A 16,610-nucleotide genomic window follows, 5' to 3' on the forward strand; every position below is an offset into this window, starting at 1 on the left:
CGTCACCAGAACCGTTTGCCGCAAGGCGGCGCCAGCGCCTACGAACTCGACACCGGCAACGTGTACGCGCGCATGCCCGACCAGGCCACGCGCGTTCGTAACCGCGGCGATGCTTCGCTGCAGTGGGATGCCACTCAGAAGCTGAGCCTCTCCGCTTTCTTCGGAACGCTGCAGGACAACTATAACCAGCGCAATGCGGTCAATAGCCTGACGCCGCTCGGCAACGCCGCCGGTACGGCCTTGCTGCTGCCCGGGGCTTCCCCGACGCCTATCTATGGACCGTATTACGCCTACGGGTTGCTGACCAGCGTGGGTCGGAACTACGGCGCCGATATCAATTACGCGCTCACTCCCAAGATCGTGCTGTTCGCGGAGTACGCGCGTGAGAAGAACACCGGCATCATAATCCAGGGCCGGGGAGGAAACGCCCCAAGCGGCACCGCTACAAGCTGCTTGGTGGCCGGGCAGTCCTGCGATCCCATCAACGATCTCCTGACCGCCAACAAGGACGTGGTCAACAGCTACTTTGGTGGAACGGATATCAGTGTTTCCAAGAAGCTCGACGTCAGCGTGTACTACAGTTTGTCGCTGGGGCAGAGCTTCTCAAACAGCGATGGCGTGAACTGCCAGATCGGCAACGGCTGGACCACCGGGACGTCCTTCTGCGCCACGCACTTTGCTAACTGGAAGCTGGACACGGCTGCCAATCCTGCGGTGAGCTTCGGTTATCCGCAGTATGTCAACCGGATTCACGAGGCTGGCACGGTTGTCCGGTATAAGTTGACCAATAACGTGGTCCCGAAGTTCCAGTACATCTTCCGGCAGAATGCCAACAACGATTGGCAGACTGGCGTCATGAATCCGTACAGCTTCGTCGGGACCGGTATTGACCCCGCCGGTGCGACCGCGGTTCAGAAGATGCTGTTCCTCGGGGCGGATAACCCGTCCTACAGGTCTCACGTCTTCACGGCCACGCTGGAGTATCACTTTTAGTCCATAGCTTCACTGCATCGGACGTGCGGGGGCGGCCAACCGGCCGCCCTCATTTTTTTCCCTCTCTGGTCCTGCGCGCTGGCTTGCTTCCACACCTTCATCGTAAGGCGATATACCCGCCCCTGGGGCCGCGGTTGCGGGTTTCTGTGATGAACATTGCCGGGGTGATTGGAGTCACGTTCAGACGTGAGGCGTCGCACAGCCGGATGTGTCCCGGATTTGAGAACCTAGCAGTGACCACGGACCGGGTGACCTACGTCACCGGTGCAAGGGTCATCGAGGGACGCCGAATTGACTTGCAGGTACGGGATGAAAGCATCGCGACCCACCAGAATTGAGCTGGCACCGCTCGCGCTGCTGCTGGCGGCAGCCCTGCTGCTGGCAGGGAGCAGAGCCGCGGCCGCCGACAACCCGAACGATGCCTGCCTTGCCTGCCACTCCGATAAGACGCTGACCACCAAGCGCGCCGGCCGCACCGTGTCACTGTACGTTGAGACGAAGAAGTTTTCTTCCTCGATCCACGGGTCGCTGTCCTGCACCAATTGCCACGCCGATCTCGAAGGCAAGGACCTGCCGCACGACACGCCGCTGAAGCGGGTGGACTGCGGCGCCTGCCATGGCGAAGAGTCCAAGCAGCACGCCAAGTCGCTGCACGGCCGCGCCGTCGCCCGTGGTGACGCGCTGGCGCCCCGCTGCGCCAGTTGTCACGGCAACCACGACATCCTTTCCGTCAAGGATCCGCGCTCGCCAGTGTCGCCGATGAACGTGCCGTTCACCTGCGGCAAATGCCATCGTGAGGGAACGCCGGTTCAGACCCAGCGGAAGATCGAGCAGCACAACATCCTGGAGAACTATGCCGAGAGCATGCACGGGGAAGCGCTGCTGAGGAAAGGGCTGTCGGTTACGGCGAATTGCGCCTCCTGTCACACCGCGCACAACATCCTGCCGCACACCGATCCCAACTCTTCCATCGCGCGCGTCAACATCGCCAAGACCTGCACCAAGTGCCATGCCCGCATCGAGGACGTACACCGCAAGACCATCAAGGGCGAACTCTGGGAGAAAGAAGCGCACGTGCTGCCCGCCTGCGTGGATTGCCACCAGCCCCACAAGGTGCGCAAGGTGTTTTACACCCAGGGCATGGCCGATGCCGACTGCATGCGCTGCCATGCCAATCCGAATCTGAAAACTCGTGACGGTCGCCCGCTGACGGTGCATGCCGCCGACTTGTCCTCATCGCGTCACGCCAAGGTTGCCTGCAGCCAGTGCCACTCTGACGTCAATGCCTCGCGTGTTCGTCCGTGCGAGACGATCACCGGCCCGGTTGATTGTTCCAAGTGCCATGAACAGATCAGCCAGGACTATCAGCGCAGCAAGCACGGCCAGTTGTTCGCCAAAAAGGATCCCAACGCGCCGGTCTGCAAGGAATGTCACGGAACTCACCGGGTGCTCGGCAAGCATGACCCCCAGTCAGTGACCTTCGCCACCAATATTCCCACCCTTTGCGCGCGTTGCCACCGCGAAGGCAAACAGGCTGCCGTGCGCTACGTCGGCGCGCAACACGACATCATCCCCCATTACCGGGAGAGCATTCACGGCAAGGGACTGCTGAAGAGCGGGCTCACAGTCACCGCCACCTGCACCAATTGCCATACCGCGCATCGCGAGCTCCCCAAGTCCGATCCGGAGTCGACCGTCAATCCGGCGAACCTTCCCGCCACTTGCGGCCAGTGTCACCACGGCATCCAGGAACAGTTTGTCAACAGCGTGCACTCGCGGACCGTGACCACCACCACCAAGGATTTGCCGGTCTGCAGCGATTGCCACAGCGCACACCAGATCCGCCGCGCCGATGAAGACGGGTTCAAGCTCGACATCATGGCGAAGTGCGGACGCTGCCATGCCGAGATCGCCAAGACGTACTTCGAGACCTATCACGGCAAGGTTTCGCGCCTCGGCTACACCAAGACCGCCAAGTGCTACGACTGCCACGGCGCGCACGACATCCTGAAGGTCACCGATCCGCGCTCGCACCTGAGCCGCGCCAATGTCGTCGAGACCTGCCAGAAGTGCCACGCCAGCGCCACCCGCCGCTTCGCCGGGTACCTGACGCACGCCACCCACCACGACCCGAAGAAGTATCCCTTCCTGTTCTGGACATTCTGGGGCATGACTTCGCTGCTGGTAGGGACCTTCATCGCCGGCGGGTTGCATACCCTCTTGTGGCTGCCGCGGGCCTTCCAGATGCGGCGTGAGCTGAAGGCGGAGGAGGCCAGGCAAGCGGCGGAACGAAACGGGGGCAAGGAGAAGCACGATGGCGAGCGTTAAAGAGCAGATGGAGAACGTCGTTGTGGAAGAAGCGAAGGTTGCTCCGGCCAGTGCGCTTGCCGCCGATCTGGGCGACGTCATCGCCAGCGACGAATGGGGCCCGGAGGCGCCGCCCGACCGCCGCGAGTTCGTTCGTTTCACCCACCTCCACCGCACGCTGCACGCCTGCATGATTGTCAGCTTCATCACCTTGGCGCTCACCGGCATGTCGCTGAAGTTTTCCTACACCGGCTGGGCGCGGTTTATGTCGCACATGCTCGGCGGCTTTCAGACCGCCGGCTTCATTCATCGGACCGCCGCGGTCATCATGTTTGCCGCCTTCTTCACCCACATCGTTGACCTCTTCAAGCTCAAGAAGCGCGAATACCGGTCCTGGAAAGAACTGATCCTTGGATCCAACTCCATGCTGCCGATGAAGCAGGACCTGCTGGAGTTCATCGCCACCTTGAAGTGGTTTGTCGGGATAGGGGAACGCCCCCAGTATGGGCGCTGGACGTACTGGGAAAAATTCGATTACTTCGCCGTGTTCTGGGGCGTATTCATCATCGGTTCTACCGGCTTGACGTTGTGGTTTCCGGTATTTTTCACGCGCTTCATTCCCGGCGCTTTCATCAATGTCGCAACCATCATTCACAGCGACGAAGCCCTGCTCGCCACCGGCTTCATCTTCACCGTTCATTTTTTTAACACTCACCTGCGGCCGGAAAAATTTCCCATGGACACGACCGTGTTCACCGGGCATATGCCGCTGGCGGAATTGAAGCGCGATAAACCGCGCGAATACCAGGCGCTGGTGGCAAGCGGCCGCCTGGAGCAGCACCTGGCCGATCCGCAACCTGCGATTGTGGTCAAGACGATTCGCGTGTTCGCGTGGATGGCATTGTTCATCGGCTTCAGCATCGTGGTCTGGATCATTTACGCGATGCTGTTCGCGTACCGTTAACTCCGGCGCGCAGAGAGAAGGGTCCTGGCATGTCACGACACAGCCGTACACGGATGGCGATCGCGCTGGCTTTCCTGCTCGCCCTGTGCAGCCTCGCATCTTGGGCCGCCGCGAAGCAGACGGCAAAGTCGAAAATCTCTGACGCCGAGTGTCTCGCCTGCCACGCCGACCCGAGCATGACCAAGGACGTGGCCGGCAAGCAGGTCTCCATTGCCGTTGACGAACAGAAGTTCAAGGCCTCGGCGCACGCCATGTTTTCCTGCACCGATTGCCACACCGACATCAAGTCGGCTCCCCACGACACGGCGCCGGCAAAGCCCAAGTGCGCCACCTGCCACGCCGACCAGGATGCCGCCTACAACCGCGGTTTCCACGCGCAGGCGGTGAAAAGCGGCGACAAGTTGGCTGCCTCCTGCCAGGACTGTCACGGCAACGTGCACCAGATCCTACCCGCGTCCGACCCCAAGTCGAAAGTGCACCGTTCCACGATTCCGGCGACTTGCGGCGCCTGCCACGGGCAGAAATTCGTCATGGAGGCCAGCGGCCACAGCGCCCAGCCGTTCATCAATTACGAAGAAAGCGTGCACGGCAAGTCGGTCGCGCGCGAAGGCGACAAGAGCAAGGCCGCGGTCTGCACCGATTGCCACGGCGCTCACGACATCTTGAACGGCGCCAACCCGAAATCCTCCATTGCCAAGGCAAACGTTCCGTTCACCTGCGCCAAATGCCACGAAGCGATTGAGCGGGAATTCATGAGCAGCACCCACGGACAGGCTCTGACCCGCGGCAACTGGCAAGCGCCGGTGTGCACCGACTGCCACGGCATCCACACCATCAAGGCGCCGGCCGATCCCAGTTCTTCAGTGAACGCTCAGAATCTGGCGCGCAGCACCTGCGCCCGCTGCCACGAGAGCGTGCGCCTGGCGGGTGAATTCGGAGTCGAGGGTCACCGCGCCAGCACCTACCTCGCCAGCTACCACGGCTTGGCCTCGAAGGCGGGCTCAAAAGTGGTTGCCAACTGCGCCAGCTGCCACGGCGCGCATAACATCCTGCCATCGTCAGATCCGAAGTCCACCGTCAATCACGCCAACCTGATCAAGACTTGCGGCCAGTGTCATCCCGGCGTGACCGAAAAATTCATTCAGGGCAAGGTGCACGTCGACGCGCCGCTTTCCGCCGATACCGGCAGCGTCGCGGTGCGCTGGATTCGCCGCATGTACCTGACCCTGATCTTTGTCACCATCGGTTCCATGCTGCTGCACAACCTGATCATCTGGCGACGCAAGGCGCTGCTCCGCCGCAACCAGCACCGCCGTATCGTGCGCCGCATGGACGCCAACCAGCGCGTGCAGCACCTGACGCTGCTGGTCAGTTTCTTCATCCTGGTGCTGACTGGTTTTGCCCTGAAATATCCGGACTCCTGGTTCGCATCGTTGCTCAGCCTGAACGAGACCTTGCGCGGCGTCCTCCACCGCATTGCCGGCGGTGTGCTCATCGCCGGCGGCGTCTACCACGTCATTTATCTGCTCGCCAGCGCCGAAGGCCGTCGCCTCATGATGGACATGCTGCCGGAGCCGAAGGACGCCATCGATGCCCGCGACACCATGCGCCACTACCTCGGATTCAACGTTTCCAAGCCGCAATTCAAGCGCTTCAATTACGCCGAAAAGGCCGAGTACTGGGCGCTGGTCTGGGGCACGATCGTCATGGCCGGCACCGGCCTGGCGCTGTGGTTCAAGGTCATTGTCGGCAACTTGCTGCCGCGCTGGTGGCTGGACGTTGCCACCGCGATCCACTTCTACGAAGCGGTGCTCGCCACCCTGGCCATCCTGGTATGGCATTTCTACCAGGTCTTCTTCGATCCCGATACTTACCCGATGAACTGGGCGTGGTTGGATGGAAGGATGTCGGTGGAGCATTACCAGGACGAGCACGCACTCGATGTCGAAACTTTGCGCCGGTCCGTGGATGCCGCGGTGGCGGAAAATGCAGAACCGGGCGTGACTCCCGAGGTTGCCCCGCCCGAGAAGGCGCCGGAAAAAGAAGAAGTAGCGCCCCGTTCTTGATTGAGGAATTGGACCACCGGATCACGCTTGCCAGTGAGTTGTGCCACAGGCGCATGTTTGCCAGAACGACTGCTTTCACGTACCCTGCGCGGTTACGCCTGCATGTAAGGAATGGCAGAGGCAACAAAGAACTGAGGAGGAATTTGGATGGCTGACCAGCCCCCCGATGAAGTCGTCTCGCCCAGCGGACGCAAAAACGGCCCGCCGGGTCTGTTCCGCAATCCGGTCAGCCTGATCGGCGCGGCGCTGGCTGTCATCAGCGCGGCCAATATTGCCTTCCTCATTTTCATCGATTACATCTCCGCCCGGCCCAGTCCTTATATCGGCATCTTCGCCTACATGATCGTCCCCGCATTCATGTTGCTGGGACTGTTGCTGATTCCTATCGGAATGTGGATGGAGCGGGTTCGCAGGCGGACACAGGCGCCCTCCATGGCGCGCTATCCCCGCATTGATCTCAACAACCCGCAACAGCGCAGCGCGTTTGCCTTCTTCGTCAGCTTCGCCATCGTCTTCGTCGCGCTCAGCGCCGCCGGCAGCTATCGCGCCTACGAGTTCACCGATTCGGTCCAGTTCTGCGGCCAGCTTTGCCATACCGTCATGAATCCGGAGTTCGTCGCCTACAGCCAGTCGCCGCACGCGCGCGTGCGCTGTGTCGATTGCCACGTCGGTCCCGGCGCCGGCTGGTATGTGCGCTCCAAGCTCTCCGGCGCCTACCAGGTCTATTCCGTCACCTTTCACAAGTATCCGCAACCGATTCCTACCCCCGTGGCGAACTTGCGTCCGGCCCAGGAAACATGCGAACAGTGCCACTGGCCGCGAAAATTTTACGGCGCCCAGTTGAAAGTCTTCTATCACTACGGCAGCGACGAAAAAAACACGCCGCGCCAGATTCGCATGCTCATCAATACTGGCGGCGGCGATCCCGCTACTGGCTCCCCCGAGGGCATTCACTGGCACATGAACATCGCCAATGAGATCACCTACATCGCCAGCGACAAGGAACACCAGGTCATCCCATGGGTTCAGGTGAAGGACCAGAGCGGACGCGTCACGGTTTATCAGTCCAAGGACAATCCGCTCAAGCCGGAGCAGATCGCCGCCATGCCCAAGCGCCGCATGGATTGCGTGGACTGCCACAACCGGCCCTCGCACATCTATCCCTCACCCGATCGTTCCGTTGACGACGCGCTGGTTGCCAAGCGGATCGACGCCACTCTGCCGTTCATCAAGCAACAGGCCGTGGCCGTCCTCAGTGAGAAGTACAACACCACCCCGGAAGCGACCCAAGCTATCGCCACCACGCTGGAGAAGTTTTACGATCAGAAATACCCTGGATTGAGTAAAACCAAGGCGCTGGAAATCCGCACTGCCATTGCGGAAGTGCAGCGTATTTTCAAGACGACGATGTTTCCGGAAATGAAGGTGGACTGGCGCGTGCACCCGAATAACATCGGCCACTTCATGTTTCCCGGCTGCTTCCGCTGTCACGATGGCAACCATGCCAGCAGCGACGGCGCCACCATCACCAAGAATTGCAATACCTGCCACTCCGTCATCGCCGAGTTGGAGAGCGGCCAACCCGTGTATGGCAGCACCCAGGGAATGCAGTTCAAGCATCCGGTTGACCTTGGCGATATGACCGCGGTCAATTGCGCGGATTGCCACACCGGTGGGGTGGGACCGTAAACTGCCGAACTGCGGAAGTGCTCAATCGCCGAATTCCTTTTCGGCGTTGGATCAACTTTCGACAATTCCGCATTTGCCCGGTGACCTTCCTCACACCAAATTGTGACAACTGTCACGGCCTCATGTTCTTCCCCGGACTACCCTTGACCAGGTAGAGGAGAACCAGGATGGCAACCGGGAACGGGCAGACTGCACAGCTTTCCAAGCCGCGGCTGATTTTCTGGGAGGTCACCAAGGGCTGTAATCTGCGCTGCATCCACTGCCGTGCTACCGCCACTGAGCTGAGCTCTCCCACCGATCTGCCCACGACGCGCGCCCTCGACATCATCACCCAAATCGCCGGCTACGCCAGCCCTATCCTGGTACTGAGCGGCGGCGAGCCGCTTTACCGCCGCGACATCTTCCAGTTGGCCCGTTTCGCCACCGATAAGGGCTTGCGCGTCGCGCTGGCCACCAACGGAACCATGGTGACCAAGGAACTGGCGCGCCGCATCGTCGACTCCGGCGTGCGCCGCGTTTCCATCAGCCTGGATGGCGCCGACTCCATGACGCATGACAGCTTCCGCGGCATCCCCGGCGCCTTCGACGCTGCCGTGTACGGCTTGCGCAACCTGAAAGAGCTTGGAATGTCGGTGCAGATCAACATGACCATAGCGCGCCACAATGCACGCCAGTTGCCGCAGGTTCTGGACTTGGCGCGTGGCCTTGGCGCCGACGCCCTGCACACATTCCTGCTGGTTCCTGTCGGCTGTGGCGTCGATATCGCCGCCGAACAGATGGTTCCTCCGGAAGAATATGAAGCGATGCTGAACTGGTTCTACGACCGCTCTCTCGAAGGCGGGATCGAGCTGAAGGCTACCTGCGCGCCCCATTATTTCCGCGTCGCTCGCCAGCGTCGCGCGGCCGACCGTCGCGCCGCCGCCGCCGAAACGCAGGCCATCGGCCCGGCCGACATGATGATGCCGGGCTCGACCGGGGTCGTGCTTCATCCGCAGGGATCTCCTCCGCCCGACATCGCCAAGAATGCTGAGCATGCGGGCATGGGCGGACATCCTGAAGGCATGCACGCCATGACCAAGGGCTGCCTGGCGGGCACCGGCGTGTGCTTCATCTCGCATGAAGGCGAGGTCTTTCCTTGCGGCTACCTGCCCGCCATCGCCGGCGATTTGCGCCGCCAGTCTTTCGCCGATGTCTGCGAAAATTCCGTGGTGTTCAACCAATTGCGCGACACCGATAACCTGAAAGGGAAGTGCGGTTGCTGCGAGTTCCGCAACATCTGCATGGGCTGCCGCGCGCGGGCCTACGCCGCCACCGGCGATTACCTCGATGAGGAACCGTTCTGCGTTTACGAGCCACGCAGCGAAGCGCTCAAGGCGCGCAAGGCAATCGCGGTGATCAGCGACTCGCGCCAGGTCTAGAACCCGCGATCGCGGAGTGCAGGCCGGCCGGACAAGAAGTCACAGCTCGGGGTGAGAATGATCACTAACCTGTCGGACATGACTGCGAGCGCCGCCAAACCGGCTGCCGCCGTATCCGGAGCACGCATGCGCACGCTGCTCATCCCCCGCGAACACGGCGCCTGGGGCCTGCTCCTCATTCCGCTCGTCACCGGCGGCTTTGCAGGCCTCTCGGTGGCGCAGAATTGGCTCCCGCTGGCTCTCCTCACTATTGCCTCCTTGGCCTTGTTCTGGATGCGCGCCCCGGCTGAAATCGCCCTGGGCACCTCCCCGATCCGTTCCCAATCGGCGTCGGAAACGAACTGGCTGCTCCTCGCCACCACCCTGCTGGCATCCATAGCCATGTTGTGCATCGCCGCCTTGTTGTGGGACGGCGCCAATCGTGGTTTGCTGGCGCTGGGCGCCTTGGCGGCGGTCGCATTCGTTGTCCAGGCGCTGCTCAAGACGCTCGGGCGTCGCGCGCGCATGCCGGCACAGTTGATCGGCGCCATCGGTCTGGCGGCTGTCGCGCCTGCGGCGTGGTACGTCATCACGGGCAGGCTCGATTCACGCGCGCTTGGCCTCTGGACAGCCAACTGGATGTTCGCCGGCAACCAGATACACTTCGTCCAGCTGCGAATCCACGCCGCTCGCGCAGCCGCGTGGCGGGAAAAATTTCGGCTTGGTCGGGCGTTCTTCCTTGGCCAATTGCTCATGATCGCGGCTCTTCTGGCGGTTGTTCGTGCTCAATTGCTGCCGGCGCTCGGTTTGGCCGCGTTCGTTCCCTTGCTCGCGCGCGGATTCCTCTGGTTAAAACCCGGAGCGCAACCGCTCGCGGTCAGACGCCTGGGCTGGAGCGAACTTGCGCAGGGCATAGCTTTCGGCCTGTTGCTCATTGGGGCCTACCACGTCTAGCGCGACCGCCGACCCGGCCGTCCACAGGCGCTTTTTCGTTACCGGCGCCCAAGCTAGCAACTATCGACCTGCTGCTCACGTCCAATCTGTCAGAGGCGGTTCCCCATGGCCCTGACACGGCTCTACGAAGAACAAGAACTGGCGCCGGAATTGCGCCGCATTTACACCGAAATCCGCTGCAGTCTGGATCTTCCCTTCGTCCCTTCGCTGTTCAAGATGGCCGCTGGAATTCCTGAGTACCTGAAAGTGATGTGGCACGATCTGGCCCCGGTGGCGCGTTCCCGCGAATTTCACGCCGCCGGGTTGGCGATGGAGGAATTTGCCCGCTCCCTTGCGGTCAGTGACGGTTGGCGTTTTTCCGACCAGCAACGCGTGCTCGCCGAACAGAAATTCCCGCCCGATGACGTGGAGCAACTCGCCGCCATCGTCGGCATCTTTGTGCGCGCTTTGCCACGCATGCTCCTGTTTACGCGCCTGGCGCAACGCGGATATTCCGGCGGACAGCCGGGACGGATCAGCGCCGGCAAGCAGGTCTCGGCCATGTCGCGCCTGGTGACCTTGCACGTCCCCAACGAGCGCGATGCCGGCCTCCGCGTCTGGCTCATCTACAACGACATTAAGAAGACCACCGGCGGCGCCGGCCACGTCATGAGCCTGCTGCGCGTGCTGTCGCCGTTTCCCGGGTACCTGGCCTCCATCTGGGTTGATGCCAAGAAAGTCATGCGCGAAGATTCGTTCCTGAGCGCTCGCGACCACATCAACAAACGCGCTTTGGGACTCCTGAACGGATTGCCGGTGCGCGATCATCGCGCCGCTGCCGGCAAGGTCACCCCCGAGCAATGGAAGGAGATTGAAGAAATGGTGGACGGCTGCGCGCGTCTGCTGCCACAATTCGCCCTCTTGGCGGCGGTTTGGCAGCGCTCGTTCACGGGGCACAGGTCGACAGTGTTCGCAGCTTGAGCTGAAAGCTGATTATCCCGGCGGCCACTTCATGTCGCGTCCGCCGATCAAGTGGAGATGCAGGTGAAAGACGGACTGCCCCACTCGTGGCCCCACGTTGTACACCGTCCGGTAGCCATCCTCGATGCCGCGCTCGCGCGCAATTTTCGCCGCCACCAGGTGCGAGTACCCGATAAGCTGCGCATCTTCAGCCGTGGCTTCCTTCAGTCCGCGAATATGTTTTTTGGGAATCACCAGCACGTGTGTCGGCGCCTGCGGCCGGATGTCTTCGATAACGATTACTTCTTCGTCTTCGAAAACTTTTTTGCATGGTGTCTTGCCCGCGATCATGTTGCAGAAAAGGCAGTCAGACATAAGTTTCTACAAGTTATCTCATAAATCGTTTGGGTAGGGCACGGCTTTAGCCGTGCCGCCCACCAGAAACTAGTCCAGCCTCACCAGGAAGGTGTGATCTCGCGACGCTGGGCTGCTGTCGGCAATCTCCTGCGCCCGTCGCTTGTCGTCTCCGAGCACCCGCACCCGCACCCACCAGTCGCCGACGGGGCTGCTGAACGCCAGCACTTTCGCGGTGTGATACCGTCGCGCCAGCGTGCTCTGGATGCGGCGCGCTTCTTCTTCTTCGGGGAATCCGCCGAGTTGCACCGCCCAGCGCCCCCCGGTGCGAATCGTGGCCGGCGACTCCAGCACTTCTACCTTCACCTGCGCCACGCCGCGCCGCCAGACATCGATCGCTTTTGCCGCCGCTGCCGATAGGTCGATGATTCGGTCTTCCACGAAAGGTCCGCGGTCGGTAATTCGCACCACCACGGATTGTCCCGACTTCATGTTCGTCACTCGCGCCACCGTGTTCAGCGGCAGTGTCAGGTGCGCCGCCGTCATGGCGTTCATGTCGTAAGTCTCGCCGTTCGCGGCCTTGCGATTGTGGAAAGGAGCTCCGTACCAGCTTGCCTTTCCCAATTGCACGAACAACGGCTTGACGTCAGGGGCCGGAGCGGGTGGAATTTTCGCCGTCTCAGGCGGGGCTTCGACTGTGATGGGCGGGGGTGGCGGCGGAATCGGCGCTCGCGCCTGCTTCTTGTGTCCGCACCCGGCGAGCAGCAAAGAAGCAGCGATGCATACAAAGGAGGTTTTCAGCGTTCCGCGAGAGCCCACCGCTTTGGGCGACCGCCGATACCGGGTGCCTATCGGGGTTTCTTCTGCGTCTCTTCCAGGTAATCCGCGAACTTTGCCAGTTCTTTCGACGCCTTTCGCAGGCCCCTGCTGGAGTGCTCGCGAACTTCCGGCACCACCTCGTCGTTCAGGTAGCGGATAAATTTTTCCGTCTCCTGCTCCAGTCGGCGCGCAGCTTCTTCCAGCTTCCTTCCGGCGTCCCCGAAAGGCGGTCGCGAGGAACCTTTGTCGGATTGAGTCATTGCACTCTTCCACGCTCGCAGGACGGTGCCAGGCCCATCCATTATCGGACGACTGTTATTTCCTGAGCAATCGTTCGTACCTTTGGCGTTACTGGGGGCCCAGAAGTGAGATGCCGGCCGAAGCTGCTCTGCCGTACGTTTTCCACTGTCGTAATACCTTAGGCCTACAAACCCGCCGCCGCATTTTGCCTTCTTAGTTCATAAGTAGTAACCGGGGTTAGCTCTCTTGATTTTCCGCATTAGCAAGGCTCGTTTCAGTGCGGTGACATGTCTCACCATGACGCTGTTGTGGACCGCGTCGGCGAGGGCGCAGACCATCGTCGCTTCCGGGCCCGACGCTACTGCATCCTTTACGGGTTTGCCGGATGCGCCCTCCGCCTCTGTCTCACGATCGATGACGGAAAAGTCCATAGCGATTCGATCCACAACCACCCAATCCTGGTGGCTGGTGGCTCCGGTTGATGCTCCGTTTCGCCCGCTGACACCGCACGAGAAATTTGAAAGCTTCGTCCACCACACAACCTCTCCCTACACCTTTGCCGGCGCGGTTTACGACGCAACTTGGGCCCAGGCTTGGGGCGACCCTCATGCTTACGGCGGCGGCATGGAAGGGTGGGGCAAGCGCTTTGGCGCTTCCGTAGCCGGCACCGAAACGCGAGCCTTCTTCGGAACCTTCTTGTTTCCCACGCTGCTGCACCAGGATCCTCGCTATTTCGCGATGTACAAAGGGTCGAAGGCGAAACGCGTATTGCATGCCGTGGGCCGCGTGTTTGTCACCCGCGATGACAACGGCAACTCGGTGTTCAATTCCGCGGGAATGTTGAGCACCGCCTTCACGGAATCACTTTCGGTGGCCTGGACTCCCGAGGGACAGCGTTCCGCAGGCAGGACCTTCACAGGCATGCTGGGTGCCATGCAGGGTGAAGCCACGGGCTATGTCCTGCGTGAATTCACCCCCGATTTCCTCCGCCTGCTCAAGCGCCATGCGCCCAGTTCTCTGAAGCGGATCCAGCAAAGAATTCCTGCCTACATTACCGGTGATGCCGGCCAACCGTAGGGTCGCGACTCGCCGCACTTGCTCCCGTTCATCCCTTGGTAATCGCGAGTACTGGCGCCAAGCTTCAGGCAGGAGAGCACCGGTTCAACAATTCTCCTTATTTTCAAGCAGTTAGCCCATCGAACGATCGCCTCCGTTTAATGCAGATGTGCGCCACTGGGCTGCTAAAACCTTCCTTTTCATGCTTTATGAATGAGATAGCTGGGCTGCAGCCGGTAGCATCACCTTCGTGGGACAGCTACGCGTCGGCCGTGGGGCGGCGCTGGCGGTTTACTTCGTCGAGTGCATTTCTTTCTATTTAGTCTGTCGTTATGCCACCGCGAAAGGGTGATTGAAGATGCCGAAGCCGATCAAGTTTGTCGAGTTGGGATTGGTGTGTGCCGCGAAGGCGGGCTGGAAGGTGTTTGAGTTTGGCAACCGCTTCAACCAGAAGCCCTCGTTCATTCCCCAATGGTCCGACAAACCACTTCTGAAGTCCTACGAAAAGCAGAAGCCTCCTCTCGGATGGCCCCGCGCCACCGACTCCCTTTGCCCCAAGTGCGTCCCTGCAATCCGTCAGCAGATCCTCGACGGCAAACTGCCCCACGAGATTCTGCTCAATGAAAAAGTGGGCGAGATCAAAGCCCAGATCATCGAGCGCGACGGCAAGATCCTGATGGTCAAGGATTGCCCCGAGCACGGCCACTTCGAAGACGTCATGTCCATCGACCCGGCGATGTTCCGGCACATCGAAGCCGTGTTCCCGGGACGCGACATGCGTGCGCACAATGACGAGAAGCTGCACAACCACGGCACCAGCACCGTGAAGTGGGGCCGCGGCGCCGTCCTCACCGTGGACCTGACCAATCGCTGCAACATGATGTGCGATCCCTGCTTCATGGATGCCAACCAGGTCGGGTTCGTGCACGAATTGACTTGGGACGAGATCAAGACCGTACTCGATAACGCCATCTCCATCAAGCCGAAGCGGCAGATGTCAGTGCAGTTCTCCGGCGGCGAACCCACGCTCTCGCCTTACTTTCTGGACGCCGTGCGCTACGCGCGCAAAGTCGGCTACAACTCCGTTCAGGCGGCGACCAACGGCATCGAGTTCGCTAAGAGCAAGGAATTCTGCAAGCAGGCCGCCGAAGCGGGCCTGCGCTACGCCTACCTGCAGTTCGACGGCATCGGCAACGCCGCCAATGCGCACCGCAAAGTCGGCAACCTGTTCGACGTTAAGTTGAAGGCCATCGAGAACCTGTATGAAGCCGGCGTTGACATCGTTCCCGTGGTCACCATCGTCAATGGCATTAACAACGAACAGGTTGGAAACCTGGTCAAGTTTGCTCTCGATAACCCCAAAGTGATCTCGTTCATTTCCTTCCAGCCGGTCTCGTTCACCGGCCGCGATGAAGCGATCACCGACGAGCGGCGGGTCGCGCAGCGCTACACCCTGTCCCACCTGGCGCACGACGTCAAGAGCATGACCGGGCTCGGCGAGCCGACGCGCGACTGGTTCCCGCTGTCGTTTATGTCCACCTTCTCGGATTTTGCTGACCAGGTGCATGGTCCTACGGCGGAGTGGGGACAGCTCAGTTGCGGCTGCCATCCCAACTGCGGCGTCGGCATGGGCATCATGGTGGACAAGGAAACCCGGGAAGCTGCTCCGATTACCGGCTTCCTCAACGCGGATCAGTTGGCGAAAGATGTGGCCAAGATCACCGACGGCGGCCGCAGCAAGAAAATGGCCTCCCTGGGCATGGCGCTGGCGGTGCTGCGCAATTACAACCCGTTCAAGACCACTACGCACTTCACCATCTTCGATCTGCTGATGAAGTTCGACAAAGGCTTCGGCCTGTCCAAGAAGGCGCAGAGCGGCGCCTACGGCAAGGTCACCAGCGACCGTTCTCTGGAAGACGTCGAGAAGCGCCGCAAGGACCGCTGGAACATCCTGTTCGTCGCCGGCATGTGGTTCCAGGACCTGTTCAACTACGATTTCCGCCGCACCGAGCAGTGCATCATTCCCTACGCCACGCAGGAAGGCGAGATCAGCTTCTGCGCCTACAACACCGGCGTGGGCTGGCGGAACATCATCGAGAAGATGCACATGACCGCCACCCTCACCAAGTGGTACGACGAGCACGGGCGGCATGAAATCTTTGCCGGCGGCAAGAAAGTCTCCATCAGCGACGGCGTACAACTGAAGGCGCTCAAGCTCAACCGCGACCTTGTCACCGAGGAAGAGCAACACGACCTCGAACACCTGGGCATCGCCAAGAATGCGCGCGAGGAAAAGATCCGCGCTCGCGACGCTCGTCAGAAGAGCGATCCCGCCTACAACGAAAAAATGGCCAAGCTCTACCGCGAAGTGGTGCTGAAGGAGAAACAGCCGGAAGGTTTCATCCCGCTGACTACGCTCGCTCCCGCCAACGGCAACGATGGAGCGCGTTCGCCCTCGAACGCGAAGTCCGCGCACCACGAGGAAACCGAGACCGTATTGGGCGACTAGCCTGGCTTGGAGCGCGCTCGGATTGTTGGAGCGCGCTCGCCCTCGAGCGCTTTTTTGCGACGCGGTTGGAGCGCGCTCGCCCTCGAGCGCTTTTTTGCGACGCGGTTGGAGCGCGCTCGCCCTCGAGCGCGGACAATCAATACACACGAACGCGCTCCAACAACCCGTAAACTTGGAGCGCGCTCGCCCTCGAGCGCGGAGAATCAATGCAGCTGCTCGGCGAGCTTCGCCCGCAGTTCCTGCCATGCTTCCTCCGCCTGCCGCGTCGGGTCGGCGTCAGCCGTATCCACCACTTCCAGCAGTTCCGACAGATTGTTGAGCGT

13 protein-coding genes are annotated in these 16,610 nt (G+C 61.1%); 10 read left to right on the forward strand and 3 right to left on the reverse strand.

Going from position 1 to position 16,610, the window contains the following annotated elements:
- The 8 genes from VFI82_11780 to VFI82_11815 form a co-directional block, all read left to right on the forward strand.
- The coding region (locus VFI82_11780) for an MtrB/PioB family outer membrane beta-barrel protein (GenBank protein HET7185357.1) at positions 1-993 on the forward strand (993 nt) is incomplete at its 5' end.
- Between the two features lie 309 nt (positions 994-1,302).
- Positions 1,303-3,321 (forward strand): hypothetical protein, encoded by a 2,019-nt coding sequence (locus VFI82_11785; GenBank protein ID HET7185358.1) that lies wholly within the window; start codon positions 1,303-1,305, stop codon positions 3,319-3,321.
- Complete coding sequence (locus tag VFI82_11790) at positions 3,308-4,264, forward strand: hypothetical protein (GenBank protein HET7185359.1); 957 nt, start codon at positions 3,308-3,310, stop codon at positions 4,262-4,264. The genes VFI82_11785 and VFI82_11790 overlap by 14 nt, the downstream gene beginning before the upstream one ends.
- A 29-nt stretch (positions 4,265-4,293) precedes the next feature.
- Entirely contained in the window at positions 4,294-6,330 is a 2,037-nt protein-coding gene (locus tag VFI82_11795) for a cytochrome b/b6 domain-containing protein (protein ID HET7185360.1), read from the forward strand.
- A gap of 147 nt (positions 6,331-6,477) precedes the next feature.
- Positions 6,478-8,019, forward strand: coding sequence for a NapC/NirT family cytochrome c (locus VFI82_11800; protein HET7185361.1), 1,542 nt, complete (start codon positions 6,478-6,480; stop codon positions 8,017-8,019).
- 167 nt (positions 8,020-8,186) lie between these two features.
- Positions 8,187-9,437, forward strand: a complete 1,251-nt coding sequence (locus VFI82_11805) for a radical SAM protein (protein HET7185362.1) — start codon at positions 8,187-8,189, stop codon at positions 9,435-9,437.
- A 126-nt stretch (positions 9,438-9,563) separates the two neighbouring features.
- Positions 9,564-10,370 carry a YwiC-like family protein gene (locus VFI82_11810; protein ID HET7185363.1) on the forward strand — a complete coding sequence of 269 codons (807 nt, stop codon included), beginning with the start codon at positions 9,564-9,566 and terminating at the stop codon, positions 10,368-10,370.
- Between the two features lie 105 nt (positions 10,371-10,475).
- Positions 10,476-11,330 (forward strand): halocarboxylic acid dehydrogenase DehI family protein, encoded by an 855-nt coding sequence (locus VFI82_11815; protein ID HET7185364.1) that lies wholly within the window; start codon positions 10,476-10,478, stop codon positions 11,328-11,330.
- Positions 11,331-11,342: 12 nt separating this feature from the next.
- Here the strand turns inward: VFI82_11815 and VFI82_11820 are convergent, their stop codons facing one another.
- The 3 genes from VFI82_11820 to VFI82_11830 all read right to left on the reverse strand — a co-directional run bounded on the left by VFI82_11820 (position 11,343) and on the right by VFI82_11830 (position 12,742).
- Positions 11,343-11,684, reverse strand: a complete 342-nt coding sequence (locus VFI82_11820; GenBank protein HET7185365.1) for a histidine triad nucleotide-binding protein — start codon at positions 11,682-11,684, stop codon at positions 11,343-11,345.
- Positions 11,685-11,753: 69 nt separating this feature from the next.
- Positions 11,754-12,482: a septal ring lytic transglycosylase RlpA family protein gene (locus VFI82_11825; GenBank protein HET7185366.1), complete on the reverse strand. Its 729-nt coding sequence runs from the start codon at positions 12,480-12,482 to the stop codon at positions 11,754-11,756.
- A 29-nt stretch (positions 12,483-12,511) separates the two neighbouring features.
- Entirely contained in the window at positions 12,512-12,742 is a 231-nt protein-coding gene (locus tag VFI82_11830) for a hypothetical protein (GenBank protein HET7185367.1), read from the reverse strand.
- Positions 12,743-12,968: 226 nt separating this feature from the next.
- Here VFI82_11830 and VFI82_11835 point away from each other — a divergent pair, with 226 nt between their 5' ends.
- Entirely contained in the window at positions 12,969-13,799 is an 831-nt protein-coding gene (locus VFI82_11835) for a hypothetical protein (GenBank protein ID HET7185368.1), read from the forward strand.
- A 337-nt stretch (positions 13,800-14,136) separates the two neighbouring features.
- A complete protein-coding gene (locus tag VFI82_11840) occupies positions 14,137-16,287 on the forward strand; it encodes a radical SAM protein (protein HET7185369.1) in 2,151 nt (716 codons plus the stop codon).
- Positions 16,288-16,610: the final 323 nt, after the last annotated feature.

Source organism: Terriglobales bacterium, from assembly GCA_035691485.1.
Lineage (GTDB): Bacteria > Acidobacteriota > Terriglobia > Terriglobales > Acidobacteriaceae > JAIQGF01.